Source organism: Loktanella sp. DSM 29012 (assembly GCF_900110705.1).
Classification (GTDB): domain Bacteria; phylum Pseudomonadota; class Alphaproteobacteria; order Rhodobacterales; family Rhodobacteraceae; genus Loktanella; species Loktanella gaetbuli.
Genome location: NZ_FOEJ01000006.1, coordinates 71,641 through 92,833, shown reverse-complemented (window position 1 = coordinate 92,833; position 21,193 = coordinate 71,641). Strand labels below are relative to the sequence as shown.

At 61.9% G+C, this 21,193-nt stretch carries 16 protein-coding genes; 8 read left to right on the top strand and 8 right to left on the bottom strand.

What is annotated here, in order from left to right; translation table 11 throughout:
* The first annotated feature begins 61 nt into the window (after positions 1–61).
* Positions 62–1,561 carry a CoA-acylating methylmalonate-semialdehyde dehydrogenase gene (locus BMX27_RS14255; RefSeq protein WP_090160630.1) on the top strand — a complete coding sequence of 500 codons (1,500 nt, stop codon included), beginning with the start codon at positions 62–64 and terminating at the stop codon, positions 1,559–1,561.
* A 175-nt stretch (positions 1,562–1,736) separates the two neighbouring features.
* Positions 1,737–2,090: a cupredoxin domain-containing protein gene (locus BMX27_RS14250; protein WP_090160628.1), complete on the top strand. Its 354-nt coding sequence runs from the start codon at positions 1,737–1,739 to the stop codon at positions 2,088–2,090.
* Positions 2,091–2,153: 63 nt separating this feature from the next.
* Here BMX27_RS14250 and uvrA read toward each other — a convergent pair whose 3' ends face one another.
* The 4 genes from uvrA to BMX27_RS14230 form a co-directional block, all read right to left on the bottom strand.
* Complete coding sequence (uvrA, locus tag BMX27_RS14245) at positions 2,154–5,012, bottom strand: excinuclease ABC subunit UvrA (protein ID WP_090160626.1); 2,859 nt, start codon at positions 5,010–5,012, stop codon at positions 2,154–2,156.
* A 156-nt stretch (positions 5,013–5,168) separates the two neighbouring features.
* Positions 5,169–6,563 (bottom strand): dihydrolipoyl dehydrogenase, encoded by a 1,395-nt coding sequence (gene lpdA, locus BMX27_RS14240; RefSeq protein WP_090160624.1) that lies wholly within the window; start codon positions 6,561–6,563, stop codon positions 5,169–5,171.
* Positions 6,564–6,654: 91 nt separating this feature from the next.
* A complete protein-coding gene (locus tag BMX27_RS14235; protein WP_090160622.1) occupies positions 6,655–7,230 on the bottom strand; it encodes a DUF924 family protein in 576 nt (191 codons plus the stop codon).
* 78 nt (positions 7,231–7,308) lie between these two features.
* Entirely contained in the window at positions 7,309–8,616 is a 1,308-nt protein-coding gene (locus BMX27_RS14230) for an MFS transporter (RefSeq protein ID WP_090160620.1), read from the bottom strand.
* A gap of 272 nt (positions 8,617–8,888) precedes the next feature.
* Here BMX27_RS14230 and BMX27_RS14225 point away from each other — a divergent pair, with 272 nt between their 5' ends.
* Positions 8,889–9,461, top strand: a complete 573-nt coding sequence (locus tag BMX27_RS14225; protein ID WP_090160618.1) for a peptidoglycan-binding domain-containing protein — start codon at positions 8,889–8,891, stop codon at positions 9,459–9,461.
* Here the strand turns inward: BMX27_RS14225 and queA are convergent.
* Positions 9,451–10,512: a tRNA preQ1(34) S-adenosylmethionine ribosyltransferase-isomerase QueA gene (gene queA / locus BMX27_RS14220; RefSeq protein WP_090160616.1), complete on the bottom strand. Its 1,062-nt coding sequence runs from the start codon at positions 10,510–10,512 to the stop codon at positions 9,451–9,453. The genes BMX27_RS14225 and queA overlap by 11 nt on opposite strands.
* Positions 10,509–13,772 (bottom strand): YhdP family protein, encoded by a 3,264-nt coding sequence (locus tag BMX27_RS14215; RefSeq protein WP_090160614.1) that lies wholly within the window; start codon positions 13,770–13,772, stop codon positions 10,509–10,511. The genes queA and BMX27_RS14215 overlap by 4 nt, the downstream gene beginning before the upstream one ends.
* Positions 13,773–13,863: 91 nt before the next feature.
* Between BMX27_RS14215 and bcp the strand changes: the two genes are divergently transcribed.
* From bcp to BMX27_RS14190, 5 genes are all read left to right on the top strand, one after another.
* Positions 13,864–14,331, top strand: a complete 468-nt coding sequence (bcp, locus tag BMX27_RS14210; protein WP_090160612.1) for a thioredoxin-dependent thiol peroxidase — start codon at positions 13,864–13,866, stop codon at positions 14,329–14,331.
* Positions 14,332–14,348: 17 nt separating this feature from the next.
* Entirely contained in the window at positions 14,349–15,140 is a 792-nt protein-coding gene (locus BMX27_RS14205) for a ferritin-like domain-containing protein (protein ID WP_090160610.1), read from the top strand.
* A gap of 160 nt (positions 15,141–15,300) precedes the next feature.
* Positions 15,301–16,611, top strand: coding sequence for a M23 family metallopeptidase (locus BMX27_RS14200; RefSeq protein WP_177172734.1), 1,311 nt, complete (start codon positions 15,301–15,303; stop codon positions 16,609–16,611).
* Positions 16,601–17,116: a bactofilin family protein gene (locus BMX27_RS14195; protein WP_090160606.1), complete on the top strand. Its 516-nt coding sequence runs from the start codon at positions 16,601–16,603 to the stop codon at positions 17,114–17,116. The genes BMX27_RS14200 and BMX27_RS14195 overlap by 11 nt, the downstream gene beginning before the upstream one ends.
* A gap of 60 nt (positions 17,117–17,176) precedes the next feature.
* Positions 17,177–18,598, top strand: coding sequence for an MFS transporter (locus tag BMX27_RS14190; protein WP_256212574.1), 1,422 nt, complete (start codon positions 17,177–17,179; stop codon positions 18,596–18,598).
* Here the strand turns inward: BMX27_RS14190 and BMX27_RS14185 are convergent.
* Together BMX27_RS14185 and prfB are read right to left on the bottom strand one after the other, a co-directional pair.
* The gene (locus tag BMX27_RS14185; RefSeq protein WP_090160604.1) at positions 18,588–19,970 is read right to left on the bottom strand and encodes an amidase; all 1,383 of its coding nucleotides are present in this window, start codon (positions 19,968–19,970) and stop codon (positions 18,588–18,590) included. The genes BMX27_RS14190 and BMX27_RS14185 overlap by 11 nt on opposite strands.
* 38 nt (positions 19,971–20,008) lie before the next feature.
* The gene (gene prfB, locus BMX27_RS14180; RefSeq protein ID WP_090160602.1) at positions 20,009–21,136 is read right to left on the bottom strand and encodes a peptide chain release factor 2; all 1,128 of its coding nucleotides are present in this window, start codon (positions 21,134–21,136) and stop codon (positions 20,009–20,011) included.
* Between the last annotated feature and the right edge of the window lie 57 nt (positions 21,137–21,193).

The window sequence follows — 21,193 nt, the reverse complement described above, 5'->3', positions numbered from 1 at the left end:
ATTGACGCTTTCGCACCCAAAAACGCAAGACTAAGGTCCTGCCTAACTAGAGGAGGCGATGATGCAAGAACTGACCCATTACATCGACGGCGCACATGTCAAAGGCACGTCCGGCCGTTTCGCGGACGTTTTCAATCCTGCCACGGGCGAGGTGCAGGCCAAGGTGCCGCTGGCGAATGCCGAAGAAATGGACCGCGCCGTCCAGATCGCGCTCAAGGCACAGCCCGCATGGGCCGCGACCAACCCACAGCGCCGCGCGCGCGTGATGATGAAATTCGTCGATCTGCTGCACCGCGACATGGACAAACTGGCCGAAGCGCTGAGCCGTGAACACGGCAAGACGCTGCCCGACGCCGCAGGCGACGTGCAGCGCGGGCTCGAGGTGGTCGAATACTGCATCGGCGCACCGCAACTGCTGAAAGGTGAATTCACCGATGGTGCAGGCCCGGGCATCGACATGTATTCCATGCGCCAGCCGCTGGGTGTGTCCGCAGGTATCACGCCGTTCAACTTTCCCGCCATGATCCCGATGTGGATGTTCGCCCCTGCCATCGTCTGCGGCAACGCATTCATCCTCAAGCCATCGGAACGTGATCCATCCGTCCCTCTGATGCTGGCCGAACTGATCGAGGAAGCGGGCCTACCCAAGGGCATCCTGCAGGTGGTCAACGGCGACAAGGAAGCGGTGGATGCCATTCTCGATCACGACGTGATCCAGTCCGTCGGTTTCGTCGGATCGACCCCGATTGCGGAATACATCTATGGTCGCGGCTGTTCCAACGGCAAGCGCGTCCAGTGCTTTGGCGGCGCGAAAAACCACATGATCATCATGCCCGACGCCGACATGGATCAGGCCGCTGACGCGCTGATCGGCGCAGGCTATGGCGCTGCCGGCGAACGCTGCATGGCAATTTCCGTCGCGGTTCCCGTCGGGGAAAAAACCGCCGATGCGCTGATCGAAAAGCTGATCCCGCGCATCGACGCGCTCAAGGTTGGCCCCTACACGGGTGGCAAGGACGTGGACTACGGCCCCGTTGTCACCGCTGCCGCCAAGGCGAACATCCTGCGGCTGGTCGAAACCGGTGTGGAACAGGGTGCCAAACTGGTCGTCGACGGTCGCGATTTCAGCCTGCAAGGCTACGAAGACGGCTTTTTCGTAGGGCCGCACCTGTTTGACCGCGTGACCAAGGATATGGACATCTACAAGCACGAAATCTTTGGCCCCGTGCTGTCGGTCGTGCGTGCGAACGACTACGAAGAGGCTCTTGGCCTCGCCATGGACCACGAGATGGGCAATGGCACCGCGATCTTTACCCGTGACGGCGATGCTGCACGAGACTTTGCCAACCGTGTCAACGTTGGCATGATCGGCGTCAACGTCCCGATCCCGGTACCGCTGGCCTATCACACCTTTGGCGGCTGGAAAAAATCCGTCTTTGGCGACCTGAACCAGCACGGCCCCGATGCGTTCAAATTCTACACCCGGACCAAAACCGTGACCGCGCGCTGGCCGTCGGGCATCAAGCAGGGTGGTGAATTCAACTTCAAACCGATGGACTGATCACGCATCAGATCATCATGTACAGGGTGGCGCGCAGCAATGCGCGTCACCCTTTTTTTGCCTCGGCGGCACAAACAGCCGGCAAAAAAGCAAAAGCACGCGCAAAAAAATTTCACTGACTGAAACCATTTCCCCGCAATCATCGTGGTTCAAATCATTGAGGAGGAAATATCACATGTCCAATACGATGACCCGCCGCCGCGCCCTGCGCATAATGGCATCATCTGCCGCCGTTCCACTGATGGCGACGACCGCCTATGCCGCGGCCCATGCGCAGCCGACGACCCATACCGTGACAATCCAGAACATGGCGTTCAATCCGGCGAACCTCACCATCAAGGCCGGCGACACCGTGATTTTCAGAAACGAAGACCGCGCGCCTCATGACGCAACGGCCAACAACGGTGCGTTCAAGACGCCGCGCCTGAACGCAGGCCAATCGTCGCAGCTGACCTTTCCGGGGGCCGCAACATATTCATATATCTGCTCGGTACACCCGCGCATGACCGGTTCGATCACGGTCACCTGAGCCCCAAAGCAGGTGATCTGATCGTCAGGGTCCGCATTCCGGAGGCTCGGAATGCGGACCTACTTATTCTGCGGCAACCCGCTTGGCATCCAGCATCGGCTTGAGATAGCGCCCCGTATGACTCTCGGCCACGACCGAGACCTCCTCCGGTGTCCCCTCTGCGACGATCCGACCGCCCCCGTCGCCGCCTTCTGGTCCGATATCAATCAGGTGATCCGCCGTCTTGATCACATCCAGATTGTGTTCGATGACCACGACCGAATTGCCCTGATCGACCAGTTCATGCAGCACTTCCAACAGCTTGCGCACATCTTCGAAATGCAGACCCGTTGTCGGTTCGTCGAGTATGTACAGCGTGCGACCCGTTGATGCGCGCGCCAGTTCCTTTGACAGTTTAACGCGCTGCGCCTCACCGCCAGAAAGCGTCGTCGCCTGCTGGCCGACCTTGATATACCCCAGGCCCACGCGCATCAGCGCATCCATCTTGGTCCGGATCGAAGGCACCGCCTTGAAAAATTCCTGCGCGTCCTCGACGGTCATGTCCAGCACATCCGCGATGCTCTTGCCCTTGAACCGGATTTCCAGCGTCTCGCGGTTATAGCGCGCGCCCTTGCAGGTTTCGCAGGTGACATAGACGTCAGGCAGAAAGTGCATCTCGATCTTGATGACGCCATCACCCTGACAGGCCTCGCAGCGCCCGCCCTTGACGTTGAAACTGAACCGTCCGGGTTTGTAGCCCCGCGCCTTGGCCTCTGGCAGACCAGAGAACCAATCGCGGATCGGCGTGAACGCCCCCGTATAGGTCGCAGGGTTCGAACGCGGCGTCCGGCCGATGGGCCGCTGGTCGATGTCGATCACCTTGTCCAGATGCTCGAACCCCTTGATCGTCTCGCAAGGGGCCGGGGCTTGGCGGGCACCATTCAGCTTCATCGCGGCGTTCTTGAACAGGGTTTCAATTGTGAGCGTCGATTTCCCGCCGCCCGACACGCCCGTCACGCAGACGAATTTACCCAATGGAAAATCAGCCGTCACGTTTTGCAGGTTGTTGCCCGTCGCCTTGACCACCGTCAGTTTCTTGCCGCTGCCCTTGCGCCGTTCCGTGGGCACCGCGATTTCACGCGTGCCGGTCAGATACTGGCCGGTTACGGAATCCGCATTTGCCATGATCTCGGCCGGGGTGCCCTTGGCCACGACCTGTCCACCATGCACGCCGGCCCCTGGCCCGATATCGAACACGTAATCCGCCTCGCGGATGGCTTCTTCGTCGTGTTCGACCACGATGACGGTGTTTCCCTGATCGCGCAGGTTCTTCAGCGTCGTCAGCAAACGATCGTTGTCACGCTGGTGCAGACCGATGCTCGGCTCGTCCAGCACATAAAGAACCCCCGTCAACCCGGACCCGATCTGGCTGGCCAGCCTGATCCGCTGGCTTTCGCCACCCGACAGCGTGCCCGCATTACGCGCCATGTTGAGATAGTTCAGACCGACGTTGTTCAGGAACCCCAGCCGTTCGCGAATTTCCTTGAGGATCGCGCGCGCGATCTCGTTTTTCTGCTTGGAAAGCTGATCGGGCACCGCCAGACACCAGTCATAGGCGTCCGCGATGGACATCTGCACGATCTCACCGATATGCAATTTGCCGATCTTGATCGCCAGCGCCTCTTCGCGCAGCCGGTATCCGCCACAGGCACCGCAAGGCCGGTTGTTCTGGAACTGCTCGAACTCTTCGCGGATCCAATTGCTGTCTGTCTCGCGGTAGCGGCGTTCCATGTTGGGAATGACGCCCTCAAAGGGACGGCTGACTGTATAGACGCGCCCGCCCTCATCGTAGCGGAACTTGATCTCTTCCTTGCCCGATCCCCGCAGGAACACCTGCTGAACAGCAGGGTCCAGATCCTTCCAACGCGCGGTTTTCTTGAACCCGTAGTGTTTGGCGATCGCCTCGATGGTTTGCAGGAAATAGGGCGATTTCCCCTTGCGCCACGGGGCGAGCGCACCATCCTCGATTTTCAATGTGACGTCAGGCACCACAAGCTGTTCGTCGAAAAACAGCTCGACACCCAGACCGTCACACTTGGGACAGGCCCCCACGGGCGCGTTGAATGAAAACAGCCGCGGCTCGATCTCGGGAATGGTGAACCCGCTGACAGGGCAGGCGAAATTCTCGGAAAACGTGATGCGCTCCGGCTCACCCTCACTGGGTGCGGTTTCCAGGATCGTGATCCCGTCAGCCAGATCAAGTGCCGTGCGGAACGAATCCGCCAGCCGCGTCTCAAGCCCCTCGCGCACCACGATCCGGTCGACCACCACGTCGATATCGTGACGGAACTTCTTGTCCAGCGTGGGCGGTTCGTCCAATTCGTAGAACTGCCCGTCCACCTTGACCCGCTGGAATCCCTGCTTGCGCAGTTCCAGAAACTCCTTGCGGTATTCCCCCTTGCGGTCGCGGATGATCGGGGCCAGCAGATAACCGCGCGTGCCCTCCTCCATCGCCATGACACGGTCAACCATGTCCTGCACCTGCTGCGCCTCGATGGGCATTCCGGTCGCGGGTGAATAGGGCGTGCCTGCACGCGCAAACAGCAGGCGCATGTAGTCATAAATCTCGGTGATCGTGCCCACTGTCGAACGCGGGTTTTTCGACGTGGTTTTCTGTTCGATCGAAATGGCGGGCGACAGGCCGGAGATGTGATCCACATCCGGCTTTTCCATCATGTCCAGAAACTGGCGCGCATAGGCACTCAGGCTTTCGACATAGCGCCGCTGGCCTTCGGCATAAATCGTGTCAAACGCCAGTGAAGACTTGCCGGACCCGGACAGGCCGGTAATCACGACCAGCTGATCGCGCGGTATATCCACGTCGATATTCTTGAGGTTGTGTTCGCGCGCGCCGCGCACTTCGATGTTCTTCAGCTCGGCCATATCGCCCCCAAGGCAGTGTTCCCTCTCAGATAGCAAGCAAACAGCCGTTTGCCAGCCCCGAAAATGAACAAACAATGAACACCGCAAGATTCAGCGGCGTCCATCCTTCTTCTGGTCAAAAATATCCCGGGGGTTTGGGGGCAGCGCCCCCAATCCTTACATGTGAATAACGCGACCGTAGGCGTCCAGCACGCTTTCGTGCATCATTTCCGACAGGGTGGGATGCGGAAACACGGTGTTCATCAGGTCTTCTTCGGTGGTCTCCAGCTGGCGGCCAACGACATAGCCCTGGATCAGCTCGGTCACTTCCGCGCCGACCATGTGGGCACCCAGCAGTTCGCCGGTTTTTGCATCAAAGATCGTCTTGACCATGCCTTCGGGTTCACCCAGCGCGATGGCCTTGCCATTGCCGATAAACGGGAACCGGCCAACCTTGATGTCATGGCCAAGCTCCTTGGCCTTCGCCTCTGTATAGCCGACGGATGCCACCTGCGGATGGCAGTAGGTACAGCCCGCGATGCTCTCGGGTTTCACGGGGTGCGGATGTTTGCCTGCGATCAGTTCCGCCACCATGACGCCCTCGTGGGACGCCTTGTGCGCAAGCCAGGGCGCGCCCGCGATATCGCCGATGGCGAACAGACCGTCGACGCCCGTGCGGCAATATTCATCGGTGACCACATGGGTGCGGTCGATCTTGACGCCCAACGCCTCCAGCCCGAGGTTTTCAACGTTGCCCACGATCCCCACGGCGGAAATCACCGTGTCGAATTCCATCTTTTCGACCTTGCCCTTGCTTTCGATATGGGCGGTCACCTTGTCCTTGGCGCGGTCCAACTGCTTGACCACGGATTTCTCCATGATCTTCATGCCCTGCTTTTCGAACTGCTTCTTGGCGAACTTGCTGATCTCGGCGTCCTCGACGGGCAGCACGCGGTCCATCACCTCGACCACCGTGGTATCGGCACCCATGGTGTTGAAGAAGCTGGCGAATTCGATCCCGATGGCACCCGACCCGATGACCAGCAGTTTTTCGGGCATGCGGGGTGCCTGCAAGGCGTGCTTGTAATTCCAGACGCGGTCGCCGTCGGCCTCGAGGCCGGGCAGATTGCGTGCACGCGCACCGGTGGCCAGAACGATGTTCTTTGCCTCCAGTTGTTCTTCGCCCTTGTCGGTCTTGACGCTGACCTTGCCCTTGGCGGTGATCCGGGCCTCGCCCATGATCGTGGTGATCTTGTTCTTTTTCATCAGGTGGCCGATGCCGGACGACAGTTGCCCTGCGACATTGCGCGACCGCTTGACCACGGCCGCCAGGTCAAAGCTTGGTTTTTCAACCGACAGGCCGAATTCCTTGGCCCGGTGCATCAGGTGGAACACCTCTGATGATCGCAGCAACGCCTTGGTCGGGATGCAGCCCCAGTTCAGGCAGATGCCGCCCATGTGTTCGCGCTCGACGATCACGACCTTCTGACCCAGTTGGGCCGCACGGATCGCGGCCACGTAGCCGCCGGGACCAGCCCCGATCACGATCACGTCGAAATTTTGTGCGGCCATGTCGCGGCTCCCTGAGCAAGAATAGTTTAACGTTGAACTAAATGTCCTGACCCAACTATATGACCCTTGTGGCCAAGGGCAACCCGAAGTTTCAGGCTTCGTCCGCCTGCAGCTTACGCAAGGTCAGACCATAGCCGCCGTTTGCCAGATAATCGACCTCGGCCTTGGTGCTGGTGCGATCGAGCGCTGCATTGCGATACGGGAACCTACCGAATTCACGGATCACCTCGCGGTGCGCTTGCGCGTACACACCATTGTCACCCTCCGGCATCCGCGCATGCAGCAGCCGAACGGCACGATCCTGGTCCGTCAGATTTTCGGAATGCATCAGCGGCAAATAAAAGAACTGTCTTGCCGGCGGGTCGATCCGCAGATCCCAATCGCGGTCGATCGCCATTTTTGCCGCCGACCGCGCCAGATGGTCGGTTGCAAAGGACCGCCCGTCACCGCGAAACATGTTGCGCGGGAACTGATCCGTCAAAATGATATAGGCAAGCGCCTCTGACGGGCATGTCAGCCACAGGCCCAACCCGCCGTCCTCTGCCTCTTGCCAGCGATCCATGAACGTCTCGCGGATCTTGGCATCCAGCGCATCGTCCTGTCGGTACCAATCCGCCGGGTCACATTCCTCGAGCCAGAACCGCAACACATCCTGTGGTGTAATCATCAAAACGCCCTCCGCGTAGGCCCTGTTCAGGGCCAAAGTGTTACAGACCCAAGCAAATCCGCGCGCACCGCGCAAGCCTCAGCTGACCGGGGGTGTCGCGGCTGTGTCGTCTTCGTCTCTTTCGGTGAGGGCGTGCTCGGCAGCGGTTTCCTCGTTGTCGATGTAAACCTCTTGCGCCATCTCGGTGACGATCGGCGTCGTCGACGGGCTCAGCGCGGAATAGCTGACCTGATCGAATTCGTCGGCGTTGCGTTCACGCTGAACCATCCGCACCAGACCATAGGCACCCATCACGATCATCAGGAACGCAAGGAAAAACCAGTATCCGGCGGGTCCGATCATATCGAGCATATAGCCCAGGGTGATAGGTCCCAGGATCGCGCCCACGCCGTTCACGAACAGCAAACCACCCGATGCAGCCGCCATATCCTCGCGTTCGAGGTAGTCGTTGCAATAGGCGATCAGCAGCGCATACAGCGGGTTGGACGTACCACCCACCAACGCCCCCGACAGCAACGCGAGGGTGTAGGATGCCGGAAAGAATCCTGCGATCAATGACCCCAGACCGCCGACGAAGGCGACACCGATGATCAGGATACGCCGGTCCAGACGGTCGGACAGCCAGCCGATCGGATACTGCGCGATCAGCGCCGCCGTGTAGATCCCCGACACGAACAACGAAATCTGCGCGACGCTGAACCCTGCCCGCGCGCCATAGACCGCCGACATGCCGAACTGTGCGGAAAACACCCCACCCAGCAGGAACATTCCAACGCAGGCCAGCGGCGAGGTCTTGATCAGCTGCGTGACCTTCATCGGTTTGGTGCGACCGAATGCCGGCATCGGCTTGATCGACAAGAGGATCGGAGCAAAGGCCATCGACACCAGCGCACTCGACACGATGAACAGCGTATAGCCCGACACGTCACCCCGCGTGATGACGAATTGCGCCGTGACGATGCCCGCCATCTGCACGATCATGTACAGCGACAACGCCTGCCCGCGCGTCTCGTTCGACGAGGCATCGTTCAGCCAGCTTTCGGCGGTGACATAGACACCGCAGAAACAGAACCCGATCACCACACGGCCAACGGTCCAGGAAATCGGATCGGCCAGCACGGGATACAGGATCAGCACAGCCGAGATGGTCGATCCCAGCGCCGCAAAGACCCGCACATGACCGACCCTGCGGATCAGTTCCGGCACCGTTTTCGAGGCAAACAGAAACCCCATGAAATAGCCCGACATCACGATCGAGATCTGCAGCGTGCTGAAACCTTCGATTTCGCCGCGCAGACCCAGCAGCGTGCCTTGCAGACCGTTGCCGATCATCAGCATGAACATGCCAAGGAACAGCGCCCAGGACGAGGTAAATACGTTGATCATGGCGCGGCCCTTTCAATCAGTGACGCAGTCAGTCAGGTGCCCCCGTCGCCGTCATGGCGAAGGTTGTCAACACTTTGCAACAGATTGTGGCAAAGGCTTCGTGACAGTTCGCGTGTTTCTGCCGGCTCATGTCGCAAGTCGCATTTGAGGGGTCGTATTGTGCCACGGGTTGCAGGCGGTTGATCGCTTAGCCGCGAGCGGTGCCTGTTCCGCCACCCGACAATCCGTTAGGGCACAGCCGAACGCATCACACCGAACGACGGAGCCACCAGATGTTACTGCGCAGCCTTGCCCTGATCACCGCCCTTGCCCCGCTGACCGCCATGGCGGCCGACAGCGAAAACAGGTTTGCCGTTGACGGGATCGGCGTCGGGCGGTGTTCGGTCCTGGTTGCCGCGAATGATGCGGGCGACACCGCACTGGTTGCCGGTTTTGGCAGCTGGGCATCGGGCTATCTGACTGCGACCAACGCGTTGGCACCGGGAACATTCGACATGACCCCGTGGCAATCAGAGAGCCTGATCCTCGCGCAGGTCGGCACATACTGCCGTCAGAACCCCGATGTGCCCTTCTTCGAGGCGCTGCGCCGCCTGATCCGACAGCTGGACGCGGTCAAACTGACCGAGGCGAGTGAGCCGCTTACCCTGACCGCGGACGAGGAAAGCATCCAAGTCTACACCGCTGTGGCACAGGGCGTGCGCGATGCATTGACGGCGCTGGATTATGACGTGGCCGACGGCGATGCGGGCCTGACCGATGCGATCGCCGCGTTCCAGACCGACAACGCACTCGAACCGACGGGACTGCCGGATCAGCGAACGCTGCTGCGCCTGTTCAACCGCTAGGATCGCCACCCGGCAACAACAACGACGAATCCCCGTAAGAGAAAAAGCGGTAACGCTGTGAAATCGCATGCGCGTAGATGTCGCGCACGCGGTCGACGCCCATGACTGCCGATACCAGCATCATCAGCGTGGATTTCGGCAGATGGAAATTGGTCATCAGCGCATCAGCCGCACGCAACCGGAACCCCGGCGTGATGAAAATGTCGGTATCACCCGTCCACGGCTGAACCCCGTCATCGGTTGCTGCCGTTTCGATCAGGCGCAGCGCGGTCGTGCCCACGGGAATGATCCGACCCCCGGCAGCACGGGTCGCGTTGATCTGGCCTGCCGCCTCGGCCGTGACCTCGCCCCATTCGGCATGCATCTTGTGCTGCGCAATGTCGTCGACCTTGACCGGCAGGAACGTGCCCGCACCGACGTGCAGGGTGACATATGTAAACTGCACTCCCTTGTCGCGTAGCGCCTGCAACAAGGCTTCGTCGAAATGAAGCGATGCGGTCGGTGCCGCCACAGCACCGGACGTGCGCGCCCAGGCCGTCTGGTAATCCGTGCGGTCCGCCTCATCGGCGGGGCGCAGGGCGGCAATGTAGGGTGGCAACGGCATCTGTCCTGCCTGATCGAGCGCCTTGTCGAAATCACTGCCTGTCAGGTCGAATTCAAGATGCGCCTGACCGTCCGCACGTCCCAGCACGCGGGCCCGAAGCGTGTCGGAAAACACGATCACCTCGCCATCGCGCACCTTTTTCAGCGGCTTGACCAGCGCTGTCCAACCGATGGCCTGCGGGGCAAGCAGCGTGACCTCGATCCGCGCCGTCGTCTCGCCTGCCTCGCCGGTGCGGCTGCGCGTGCCGGTCAGCCGCGCCGGGATCACCTTGGTATCATTCAGCACCAGACGGTCGCCGGGTTGCAGCAGATCGACCAGATCACTGACCCGGCGGTCGTCCAGTCTGTCAGGTGTCGCCACCAGCAGCCGCGCGGCCGTCCGCGGACGCGCAGGACGGGTTGCAATCAGGTCCTCGGGCAGGTCGAAATCGAAATCGGACAGTTTCATCGGCTAACCTGTGGTGGCGGGCGGCGAAAAATCTCGCGGAACATACCCGGCGTGAACAGTGACAGCGGGTTGACCGTGACCTGTGGGGCCGCTGCCGTTCCCGCAAGGTTGAAATTGAAACCGATCAGCCCTTCGCCCCTGCGGGTCAGGAAACTGCCGATCCCGTTGAGGATATAGAACGGCGAGACGACGCCTTGAAACGCCACCTGCTTTGACGCCAGCGTGTAAATTCCATCCAACGAAATGCCAAGTCCCGGTCCAACCGCGCTGGATTGGGTCACGGTGATCGCATCGGGGGTCAACCGAAACGCTGCATCCACCGTATCGAACGACAGCCCCTGACCGTCCAGTTGCTGCAACAGGCCGACAACGCTGATGGCATCCAGCAGCGCGGCGACACCCGGCGCGTCCCGTACCCGCAAATTGCGGATCGCAAGTGTGCCGTCATAGGCGCGGCGTTCGGGCGCCGGGACCAGTGTCAGGTCCAGATTGCCACCCAGCGCCCCTTGCATGAAACCGCCCGCGCGCAGCACCGCCCCGGCATCCGTTGCCGCGATGCGGACCGCTGTGCGTCCGCCGGTCGGCGTCACCTCTCCGGTCACCGGGGCCTGCCCGTTGAACTGTCCGTCGAAACGACCCGTCAGCCCGCCGGTCGTGTCGAAACGGCCACGAAACCCCGTCAGCGCAAGACCGCCCGCAATGTCGAGCCGGTTCAGCGTCACGTCGATCGGACCGCCCTGCCCACCACCGGACCCGCCCCCCAGCTGAGCGCGCGACAGGTCCAGCACCCCGCCCGAGATGGTCACACCAACGGCCCGCCCGGCCCCGCGTCCAGTCAGGGTGACAGGCCCGTCGAACCAGTTGCCGACCCGCACCCGGTCAAACCGCGCCGTCTGCAACTGGCCTTGCGCCAATGAAACGGCACCCGTGGCGCGCAGGCCGGGTGCCTCGAGGTTGATTTCCTCGACCTGCGGCGTGGCACCCAGCGTCGCGGTCAACGCCAGACTGGCCGATGTCGCCTCGGGCTTGATCCAGTTGATCGCAGGCACGGACAGGCCGACCCCGGCGAGGTCCGATGTCAGACGCAGACGTGGCGGGCTGTTTCTGGGCAAGGTCAGGTCAATGCGTGCCAAGCCACGACCGCGGATCGCCCCAGGCGGCAAACCGATGCCAAAGGTTTGCAAGGCACCAGGCGTGATCGTGACATCCGCCGTGATCTGCGGTCGCGCGCCAGAGTGGCCGAACCCCTGCCGGTAGACCCCGCGCAGCGCCACACCGTCCAGACTGGCTGGGCCAGTCACGGTCAGACCATCGGGACCGATTTCGGCCTCCAGACGGCTACTTGTGAGCCTGCGGTTTGGCACCAGCACGTCGCTGCTGATGCGCGTCAGGACCGCCGTCGCGTCATAGGACACATCCGGCCCACGCACCCCGTCCTGGATAGGCAGGCCAATGGCGGCGCGCACTGCCGCGCGGCCGTCTGCCAATGTCACAGGCAGGTTTGCCCGGTCCATCAACCGCAGTGGTGGCTGCGACAACAGCGACAGTGCCGCCGTCACCGTGCCGTCGGTGCGCAGATCAATGTCAAGGCGTGCGGGTTTCTCGGCCAGATCGGGAATGACCAGCGTGGAACCTGCCACGCTGACAGCACCTCCTTGCGGGGCGACCACCCGACCACTGCCAAGCGACAGCGCAAACCGATCCTGCGCAAGACTGGCAAAACCCGCCGCATCCTCGATCCACGGATTATCGCGAAGATAGCGCACCCGCGCGCCCTCGAACCCGAAACTGGCCGCAAGAACGGGTGCCGCTTCGGGCAGCAACCGCAACCCGAGGTTCACATCCTGCAGCGTGCCACCGTCGATATTGTTGGCAATCCAGCGACGTGTCCCCGGTCGGACCTGTTCCGGCCAGACCCGCATCAGCGCCTCGGGTGTCAGGCGATCCGCCGCGATATCCAGACGCGAGGTCCAGCCTTGCGCCGTGGCCGCGACCGTCATGGCGGCCTGCGCGGTGATGGCCGGGTCGGTCACCGTGACCTGCCCGATATCCAGACGAAAGGGCGCAAGCCGCAGACGCATGTCGATATCCGCCCGCGCAAGCGGCAGGGGTTCGTCGTAAAACCCGCGCGGGTTCAGCGCGATTTCGGTTGCAACCATCTGCATCACGAAACTGCGCGGCAGACCGGCGCGGAAATCCTGCAACAAGACGTGTCCTTGTGCGGCAAACCTCGTCGAAGGAGATGCAAGCGACAGCGCATCGACCGCAACCCGTTGGGCCACGGGATCATAACGGCCCGTGATCGTGGCAGAATCCACCGGTAGCGGAACCGGCCCGCCTGTAATTTCACCAGCGCCAACGGACAAGGTAACGGCGAGCGGGGCCAAAACCCCATCTGCATCCAGCGCTGTCGTCAGTTGCGCGGACACCGGTGCATCCAGCGCGTCCAGCACAGCCAGCGCCGCCGACTGGCTGGCCAGATCACGCGCAGGCAGGTCGCGCACGGATACGCTGATATCGGCAGCCCTACTGTCACGCGGACTGTCCAGCGCCAAGTCGACCTGCGCTGTCCCTGCGTCCCCCGCGAGCGCGACCGCAAGCTCGGCCGTCGTGCGGGCTGCCGTCAGACGCAGATCGAAACGCCCGTCGTCCACGGTCCAGACCCGATCGGCACGCGCGTCGCTATAGGTCATCGCCACCCCGTCCAGCGTCACCTGTTCGAGGGCGGCAAAGGCCGGACGTTCGCGCAACCCGTCGAGCTGCGCCACCAAGCCGCCCAGACCGTCGGCCAACAACGCGCCGTTGCCACCGGGGCGGTCAAATCCGAATTGAAACGCACCATCCGCGTCACGCCGGACAGACACCTGCGTCCCCGTCAGCGCGATCCGCTGCACCAGTGCCGCACGTTCGAACAGCACGCCTCTTGGCGACAGGCCAGCTGCGATCCGGTCGACCTCTGCCAGCACCATGCCCGTGCCATCGCGCAGCACCGTATCCGTCAGCCATATCTGCGGATGCAGATCACGCCCCACGCGCAAATGGATATCGCCAAAATGCAGCGTCCCGCCGCCCAGCACCTCGGCGGCACGCGATTCGACCCGGTCGCGTACCCAGGCAGGGGCCGTGATGTCGCGGTCCAGCACCGCAATTCCGGCCACAAACAGCAACAGAACCGGCAGCCCGAACAGCCACAACAGCGCCCTGATGCCGCGGGACGGCATCCGCCTGCGCGGGATTGTCGCTGTTTCGGGGTCTGTCATGGTTTGCCTGTCCGCCTCACCGCGTTAGTTTCGCCGCAGATGGCGCAAAGCGAAACCCCGCGCCCGGGCCCACTGCTGAAGGATCACAGATATGTCACAACCTGCCCCCGGTGATAACGCACCTGAAATCAGCCTGCCACGCGACGGCGGTGAAACGGTGACACTCGCACAATACGCAGGACAAAAGGTCGTCGTCTATTTCTACCCGCGCGACGACACCCCCGGCTGCACCAAGGAGGCTGTGGGATTTACCGAACGTGCTTCCGATTTCGCAGCCGCCAATACAGTCGTTCTGGGCATATCCAAGGACACCGTCGCAAAACACGACAAATTCCGCGACAAGCATAATCTGAGCGTGGTGCTGCTGTCCGATGCCGACGGAGATGTCTGTGAACGCTACGGCGTCTGGGGCGAAAAACAGATGTACGGCAAGACCTTCATGGGAATCGAAAGGGCGACATTCCTGATCGATACCGAAGGCCGGATTGCGCAGGTCTGGCCCAAGGTCAAGGTACCTGGTCACGTCGATGCCGTTCTCGAAGCGGCGCAGGCCCTGTGACCCTTACATTGGCCCAGATGGCGGTCGAGGTCCTGACCACGGCCGACGGTCGCGCCAAGACGGCAATCAGTCATGCACATGCCGCGACCTGGCGCGCGGCGCGGGCGGCTGGCACGCCCATCGCGGTCGGGCAGGCAGCGCCGCCCGACCAGCCAGCCCGTCCCGCCCGGCCAGAGCTGCTTGACCCGCGCGATGTGCCTCAGCGCAAACCCGGCTCTCCGGAAGGGCGGCTGGCCTTGCTGCACGCGGTTGCGCATATCGAACTGAACGCCGTGGATCTGCACTGGGACATCATCGCGCGGTTTGCCGATTCGCCCATGCCCGTCGGTTTCTACGACGACTGGGTCAAGGCCGCTGACGAAGAATCCAAGCATTTCAATTTGATGTGCGACAGGCTCGAGGCACAGGGTTCGCATTACGGGGCCTTGCCCGCCCATGCGGGAATGTGGCGTGCGGCCGAGGACACAGCCGATGACCTGCTGGGCCGTCTTGCGGTCGTTCCGATGGTGCTCGAGGCGCGCGGTCTGGATGTGACGCCGAACATGATCGAGGTCTTCAAACGCGCTGGCGACAAGGACACAGTCGCAGCCCTGAACGTGATCTACGCCGAAGAGGTCCACCATGTGTCCTACGGGTCAAAGTGGTTCAACTTTCTCTGCGGGCGCGACAACAGCGATCCGACGCCCGTATTTCACGCCTTGGTCAGACGCTATTTCCACGGTGCGCTGAAACCACCGTTCAACGAAGAAAAGCGTGCAGAATCAGGGATTCCGCCGGATTTCTATTGGCCATTGGCTACTGGGAATTGATGCAGATTCGGCCGGCTTCGGCGTAATATTGCCCAAGAAATCCAATCGTCACTTAATTTTACCAAAAGCGTTGCTCCGATGCGTCAGTCTTTGTAAACGGTCTTGACGCGGCAAAAAACAATACAGGCAGCTGCGCCGTGGGACAGGTAGGGAGAGACGCGTGAGATCACGTTTGGCGATGGCCGTGCATACACGGCTTGAAAAGAGATTTCCGGAAAAGCGGCTTTTTATTCGCTCGGACACCGAAACCCGTTTCATTCGTCTGCGTCCTTCTCATCAGCTCGTCGGGTGGAGCGTTGCATCGCTTCTGGTTGGCTGGTCCATCATCTCGACCGCCGTGATCCTGATGGACAGTATCGGGGCTGGCAATTTCCGCGCACAGGCACAGCGTGATCAGATCATCTACGAACAGCGCCTGAACGCCCTCTCGACCGAACGTGACGCCCGTGCCGCCGAGGCTGTCGCGGCACAACAGCGGTTCAGTTCGGCACTTGAGCAGATTTCGATCATGCAAAGTGCGTTGCTGGAAACCGAGGATCAACGCCGCGAGTTAGAAACCGGTCTGGACGTAGTGCAGGCAACGCTGCGCGACACCATGCAGGACGTAAAGACAAGCCGTCTTGCACTGGAACAGCTGGCCGCCGAGCCGGGATCTGCCGCCGCCGGGGCCGTGATGTCCGCACAGGCCGACAGCACCGTCGATCTGCTGGCATCCGCGCTGGCCGAAACTGCGGCAGAACGCGACAAGATCGCCGCTGACGCGCAGTTCGCACTGGACAGCGCCGCGGAAACGCAACTGGAACTGCGGCTCTTGCAGGACCGCAACGACGATATCTTCCGTCAGCTTGAAGACGCGATGACGGTATCTGTCGAACCGCTGGACAAGATGTTCCGCGCGGCCGGCATGAACCCCGACAACATGATCAGCCAGGTGCGCCGGGGCTACTCTGGGTCCGGCGGTCCTCTGACACCGCTGTCGTTCTCGACCCGTGGCGGTGCGCCCGATCCGAACGCGGAACGCGCCAACGGCATCCTGAACCGCCTGGACGAAATCAACCTGTATCGCATCGCCGCCGAAAAGGCGCCGTTCGATACCCCGGTCAAGGCGGCCTACCGCTTTACCTCGGGCTTTGGCCAGCGTTGGGGACGCCTGCATGCGGGCACCGATTTCGCAGCCCCCGTGGGCACACCAATCTATGCGACGGCCGATGGCGTGGTCACTAACGCAGGCTGGTCGTCCGGCTATGGTCGCCTGATCAAGATCCAGCACGAGTTCGGGATCGAGACCCGCTATGCTCACCTCTCCGCGATGCGCGTGAAGGTCGGTCAAAGGGTCTCGCGCGGTGAGCGGATCGGTGATATGGGCAATTCAGGACGGTCTACTGGTTCCCATCTGCATTACGAAGTGCGCGTGGGTGGTACACCCGTCAATCCGATGACCTACATAAGAGCGGGACAAGATGTTTTCTAAATCCAAGATCAATGAACCTGGCCCCAAGGCCGACACCGCCGCGCCTGCACCTGCAAGCCCCGCACCGTCGTCGTCCAGCAGCGATTACAAATCGCCCACTCCCGCCAAGGCCAAGCCGCCGGCATCCATCCTGTCGTCGGACCTTCTGGTCACCGGCAACATGAAAACCAGCGGCGACGTGCAGATCGAAGGTCAGGTCGAGGGTGACGTGCACGCCCACCTGCTGACCGTTGGCGAAGGTGCCACCGTCAAAGGCGAAGTGATCGGCGACGATATCGTCATTCATGGCCGCATCATCGGTCGCGTGCGCGGTCTCAAGGTGCGCCTGACATCGACGGCCCGCGTCGAGGGTGACATCATCCACAAGACAATCGCCATCGAATCCGGTGCCCATTTCGAAGGATCGGTTCAGCGTCAGGATGATCCCCTCTCTGCTGGTGGCAAGTCCACCAAAATGCCGACCGCTGCGCCCAAGGGTGCATCCGGGGACGCCGACAAAAGCTGATCCTTGACGCAGGATAATGATCCCTTACGGGCCACGTCTTATCGGACGCGGCCCGTTTTCGTGCCGGACTTTGCGCGCGATGGCAGACGCGGCTGGATTCTGGCTGCGGGTGTTCTGGCTTCGTCGATGGGGTTTATCGACGGCACGGTCGTCAGTATTGCCATCCCCGCGATTCGCGCTTCGCTTGGCGCGACGCTCGACCAGGCAACCTGGATCAACAACGCCTACATGCTGACATTGTCGGCCCTGATCCTGACCGGCGGGGCCTTTGGCGACAGGTTCGGTCTGGCACGGGTCTTCTCGCTTGGCGTGGGGCTGTTCCTGATGACCTCGCTCCTCTGCGCCGTGGCACCGACCCCGGATCTGCTGATCATCGCCAGGCTGGCCCAGGGCGTGGGTGCAGCCCTCATGGTGCCAGGATCACTGGCCATGATTTCGCGGGCCTACCCGCGCGAAGAGCGCGGACGTGCGATCGGGATCTGGGCCGCCGCATCGGGCCTCACGACGGCAGCGGGACCGATTGTCGGCGGGCTCCTGCTCTCGTCGGGTGCGCCAGAGGCCTGGCGCGGTATCTTTGCGATCAACCTGCCGCTTGGGATTGCAACGCTGTTTCTGGTCTGGCGCGCAGTCAATGCCGACCCCCGCCGCCAGGGCGAACCGGTCGATATCGCCGGCGCGTTGCTGGCGATCACAGGTCTGGGTCTGCTGGCCTGGACGCTGACCCACCTGGAGGGCAGCAATGACACCCGCCTGACGGTGGTAACAGGCGTTGCGGGTTGTCTGGTCCTCGCGGTTTTTCTGTTCCAGCAACGTCGCGCAGCAGCCCCGATGATGCCGCTATGGATGTTTCGGAACCGCACGTTTTCAGCGGCGAATGCGTCGACCTTTCTTTTGTACTTCGGCATGTCGGCGATCCTGTTCTTTTTGCCGATGCTGACTGTGGCAGGTTGGGGCCTGACAGCCTTTCAGACGATCTTTGCCTTTGGGCCGATCACAGTGTTCATCGCGGCATTTTCCACCCGGTTCGGCAAGATGGCGGACCAGCACGGTGCCGGCCCCTTGATCACCGGGGGATCGGCGTTGGTCGCAATCGGCTATGCGGGCCTGGCACTGGTGATACCGTCCCAGAATTTCTGGCTGGGGGTTCTGCCGACCATGGCGGTCGTCGGGTTGGGCATGAGCATGGTCGTCGCCCCGCTGTCTGCCAGCATCATGGGCGCGGCAGGTCCGGGCCGCGACGGGATTGCATCCGGGATCAACAACGCCGTCAGTCGAATCGCGGGGCTGATCGCGGTGGCGGCGATGTCGTCGGTCGTGGCCATCGGCTATGCGATCAACGGCGGGCCAGCCAGCTTTGGCGAGGTGTCCACCCTGCCCGGCCATCTGGACGCGATGAACAGCGGGTTTGCAGTGATCGCCTGGGGGTCGTCCGGACTGGCGGCGCTATCGGCCATCATCGCGGCACTGCTGGTCAGGCGTTGATCCGGTGCCAGCCCTGTGCCAGTTCCAGCAACCGGCGATCATCACGGGCGCGACCGATGAATTGCAGGCCCATCGGTTCCCCAGCCGCGGTCTGTGGCAGCGGCACCGCGACGGCTGGCAGGCCGATCAGCGACGCGGGCACGACGACCTCCATCCAGCGGTGATAGGTATCCATCGCAACGCCCGCGATATTCTGGGGCCAGGTCCAGTCCAGCGGAAATGGCCAGCATTGCGCCGTGGGCAGCACCATTGCATCTACCTTATCGAACAGACGTACCGCCGCACGAAACCAGTCAGAGCGTATGTTGCTGGCACGCTGGATTTCGACAGCCGTCAAGGCGCGGCCCCGTTCGATTTCCCAGATCGCCTCGGGTTTGAGGGCGTCACGCGTGGCGGCATTATCATAAAGTGACCCGAGGCTGCCCGCGATGGCAAAGCTGCGCAGCGTGGTCCAACTGTCCCATAGTGCCGACGCATCAAACGGTGGGGCAATCTGAATCACCGAACAGCCCAGATCCGACATGCGCTGGATTTGGCCTGCACAATGGTCCAGCACACCGTCCTCCATCGGATAGGCCCCGCCCCAGTCATCCAGCCAGCCGATGCGGCGCCCCGTCAGATCGGCGTCCAGGCTGCCATGCACATAGGCTGGCAAACCATGCGGCTGACGCGGATCAGGGCCTGATTGCGTGGCCAACAAGGCAGAGAGATCGGCAGGGCTGCGCGCCATGGGGCCATTGGTGGACAACTGATGCAGGAAACTGTCGCCAGCGGGTTCCGATGGGACCAGCCCCCATGTCGGGCGCATGCCGTAAACCCCGTTCCAGCCCGCAGGGTTGCGCAGACTGCCCATCATGTCGGACCCGTCCGCCACCGCGATCATGCGGGACGACAGCGCAACGGCGGCACCGCCTGACGATCCCCCGGCACTACACCCGGGCAGCAAGCCGTTCTGCGTCGCACCGAACACCGGGTTGAAGGTGTGACTGCCCAGACCGAATTCCGGGGTGTTCGTCTTGCCGATCACGATGGCGCCTGCGTCCTGCATCCGCTGCACCATGATGTCGGATGTTTTTGCTACGCGCCCGGCCAATGCAGGCGAGCCCATGGATGTGGGCAGGCCTGCGACGTTGGACAGATCCTTGACCGCGATGGGGATACCATGCAGCCAACCCTTGCGCGGGGCGTTGTCCGCCGCACGCGCCTCTGCCAGCAAATCGTCAGCATCGCGCAGGGCTACGATGGCATTCAAATCCGGGTTGCGCATTGCAATCCGGTCGAGCGTCGCCTGCATTACCTGTTCGGCAGTCAGTTGGCCATTGGCCAAGGCTGCGGACAGCGCCAGTGCATCCTGATCAAGTATCTGGTCCATCCCACATCCTGCCCCTGCCGGATTAGGATTGGCAAGGTTCAGTCCTCTGCCGTCGCCTCGGCGCGGGATTTACCACTGACATCCATTGCCAGTGTCGCGGCCATCAGACCATCCAGATCGCCGTCCAGCACGCCCGAAGTATCCGACGTCTCGTAGCGGGTGCGCAGGTCTTTCACCATCTGGTAAGGCTGAAGAACGTAGGACCGGATCTGGTTGCCCCAGCCCGCGTCGCCCTTGTTTTCATGCGCCTCGTTGATCGCCGCGTTCCGGCGGTCCAGTTCGATCTGATACAGGCGGGATTTCAGCGCCTTCATCGCGATATCGCGGTTCTGGTGCTGGGATTTTTCCGAGCTGGTCACGACGATGCCGGTCGGTTCGTGGGTGATCCGCACAGCCGAATCCGTCGTGTTCACGTGCTGACCGCCCGCCCCCGACGACCGATAGGTGTCGATGCGGATATCGGATGGGTTCACCTCGATTTCGATGTTGTCGTCGACGACCGGATAGACCCAGACCGATGAAAACGACGTATGCCGCTTGGCCGCGGAATCGTAGGGGCTGATCCGCACCAGACGGTGCACACCGGATTCCGATTTCAGCCAGCCATAGGCGTTCGGGCCGCTGATTTTCAGCGCGGTCGATTTGATGCCGACCTCTTCGCCCTGGCTTTCGGACTGCAATTCGACCTTGTAGCCCTTTTTCTCGGCCCAGCGGATGTACATGCGTTTGAGCATGTTGGCCCAGTCACAGGATTCGGTGCCGCCAGCACCTGCGTTGATTTCAAGGAAGGTATCGTTGCCGTCCGCCTCGCCGTTCAAGAGCGCCTCCAGCTCTTTTTCGGCGGCCTTGGCCCGCAGCGCGGTCAGCGCCTCTTCGGCTTCGGCGACCACACCGGCGTCATCTTCCATCTCGCCCAGTTCGATCAGTTCGACGTTGTCCGACAGTTCCTGTTTGATGCCGTGGTAGCTGTCCATCGCATCGACCAGCATCTGCCGTTCACGCATCAGTTTCTGCGCGTTTGCGGGATCATCCCACAGGGTCGGATCCTCGACGCGCGCGTTGAATTCCTCCAGCCGGTTGGCCGCCGTGTCATAGTCCAGACGCTGCGCCAACAGTGCCAGCGATTTCTGAATGGCGGCGATGGTGGTTTCAGTCTCGGCGCGCATGGCAGCCCCTCATCAAAATAGGATCGGGCCGGGAATACCCCGGCCCGCAGACGTCGG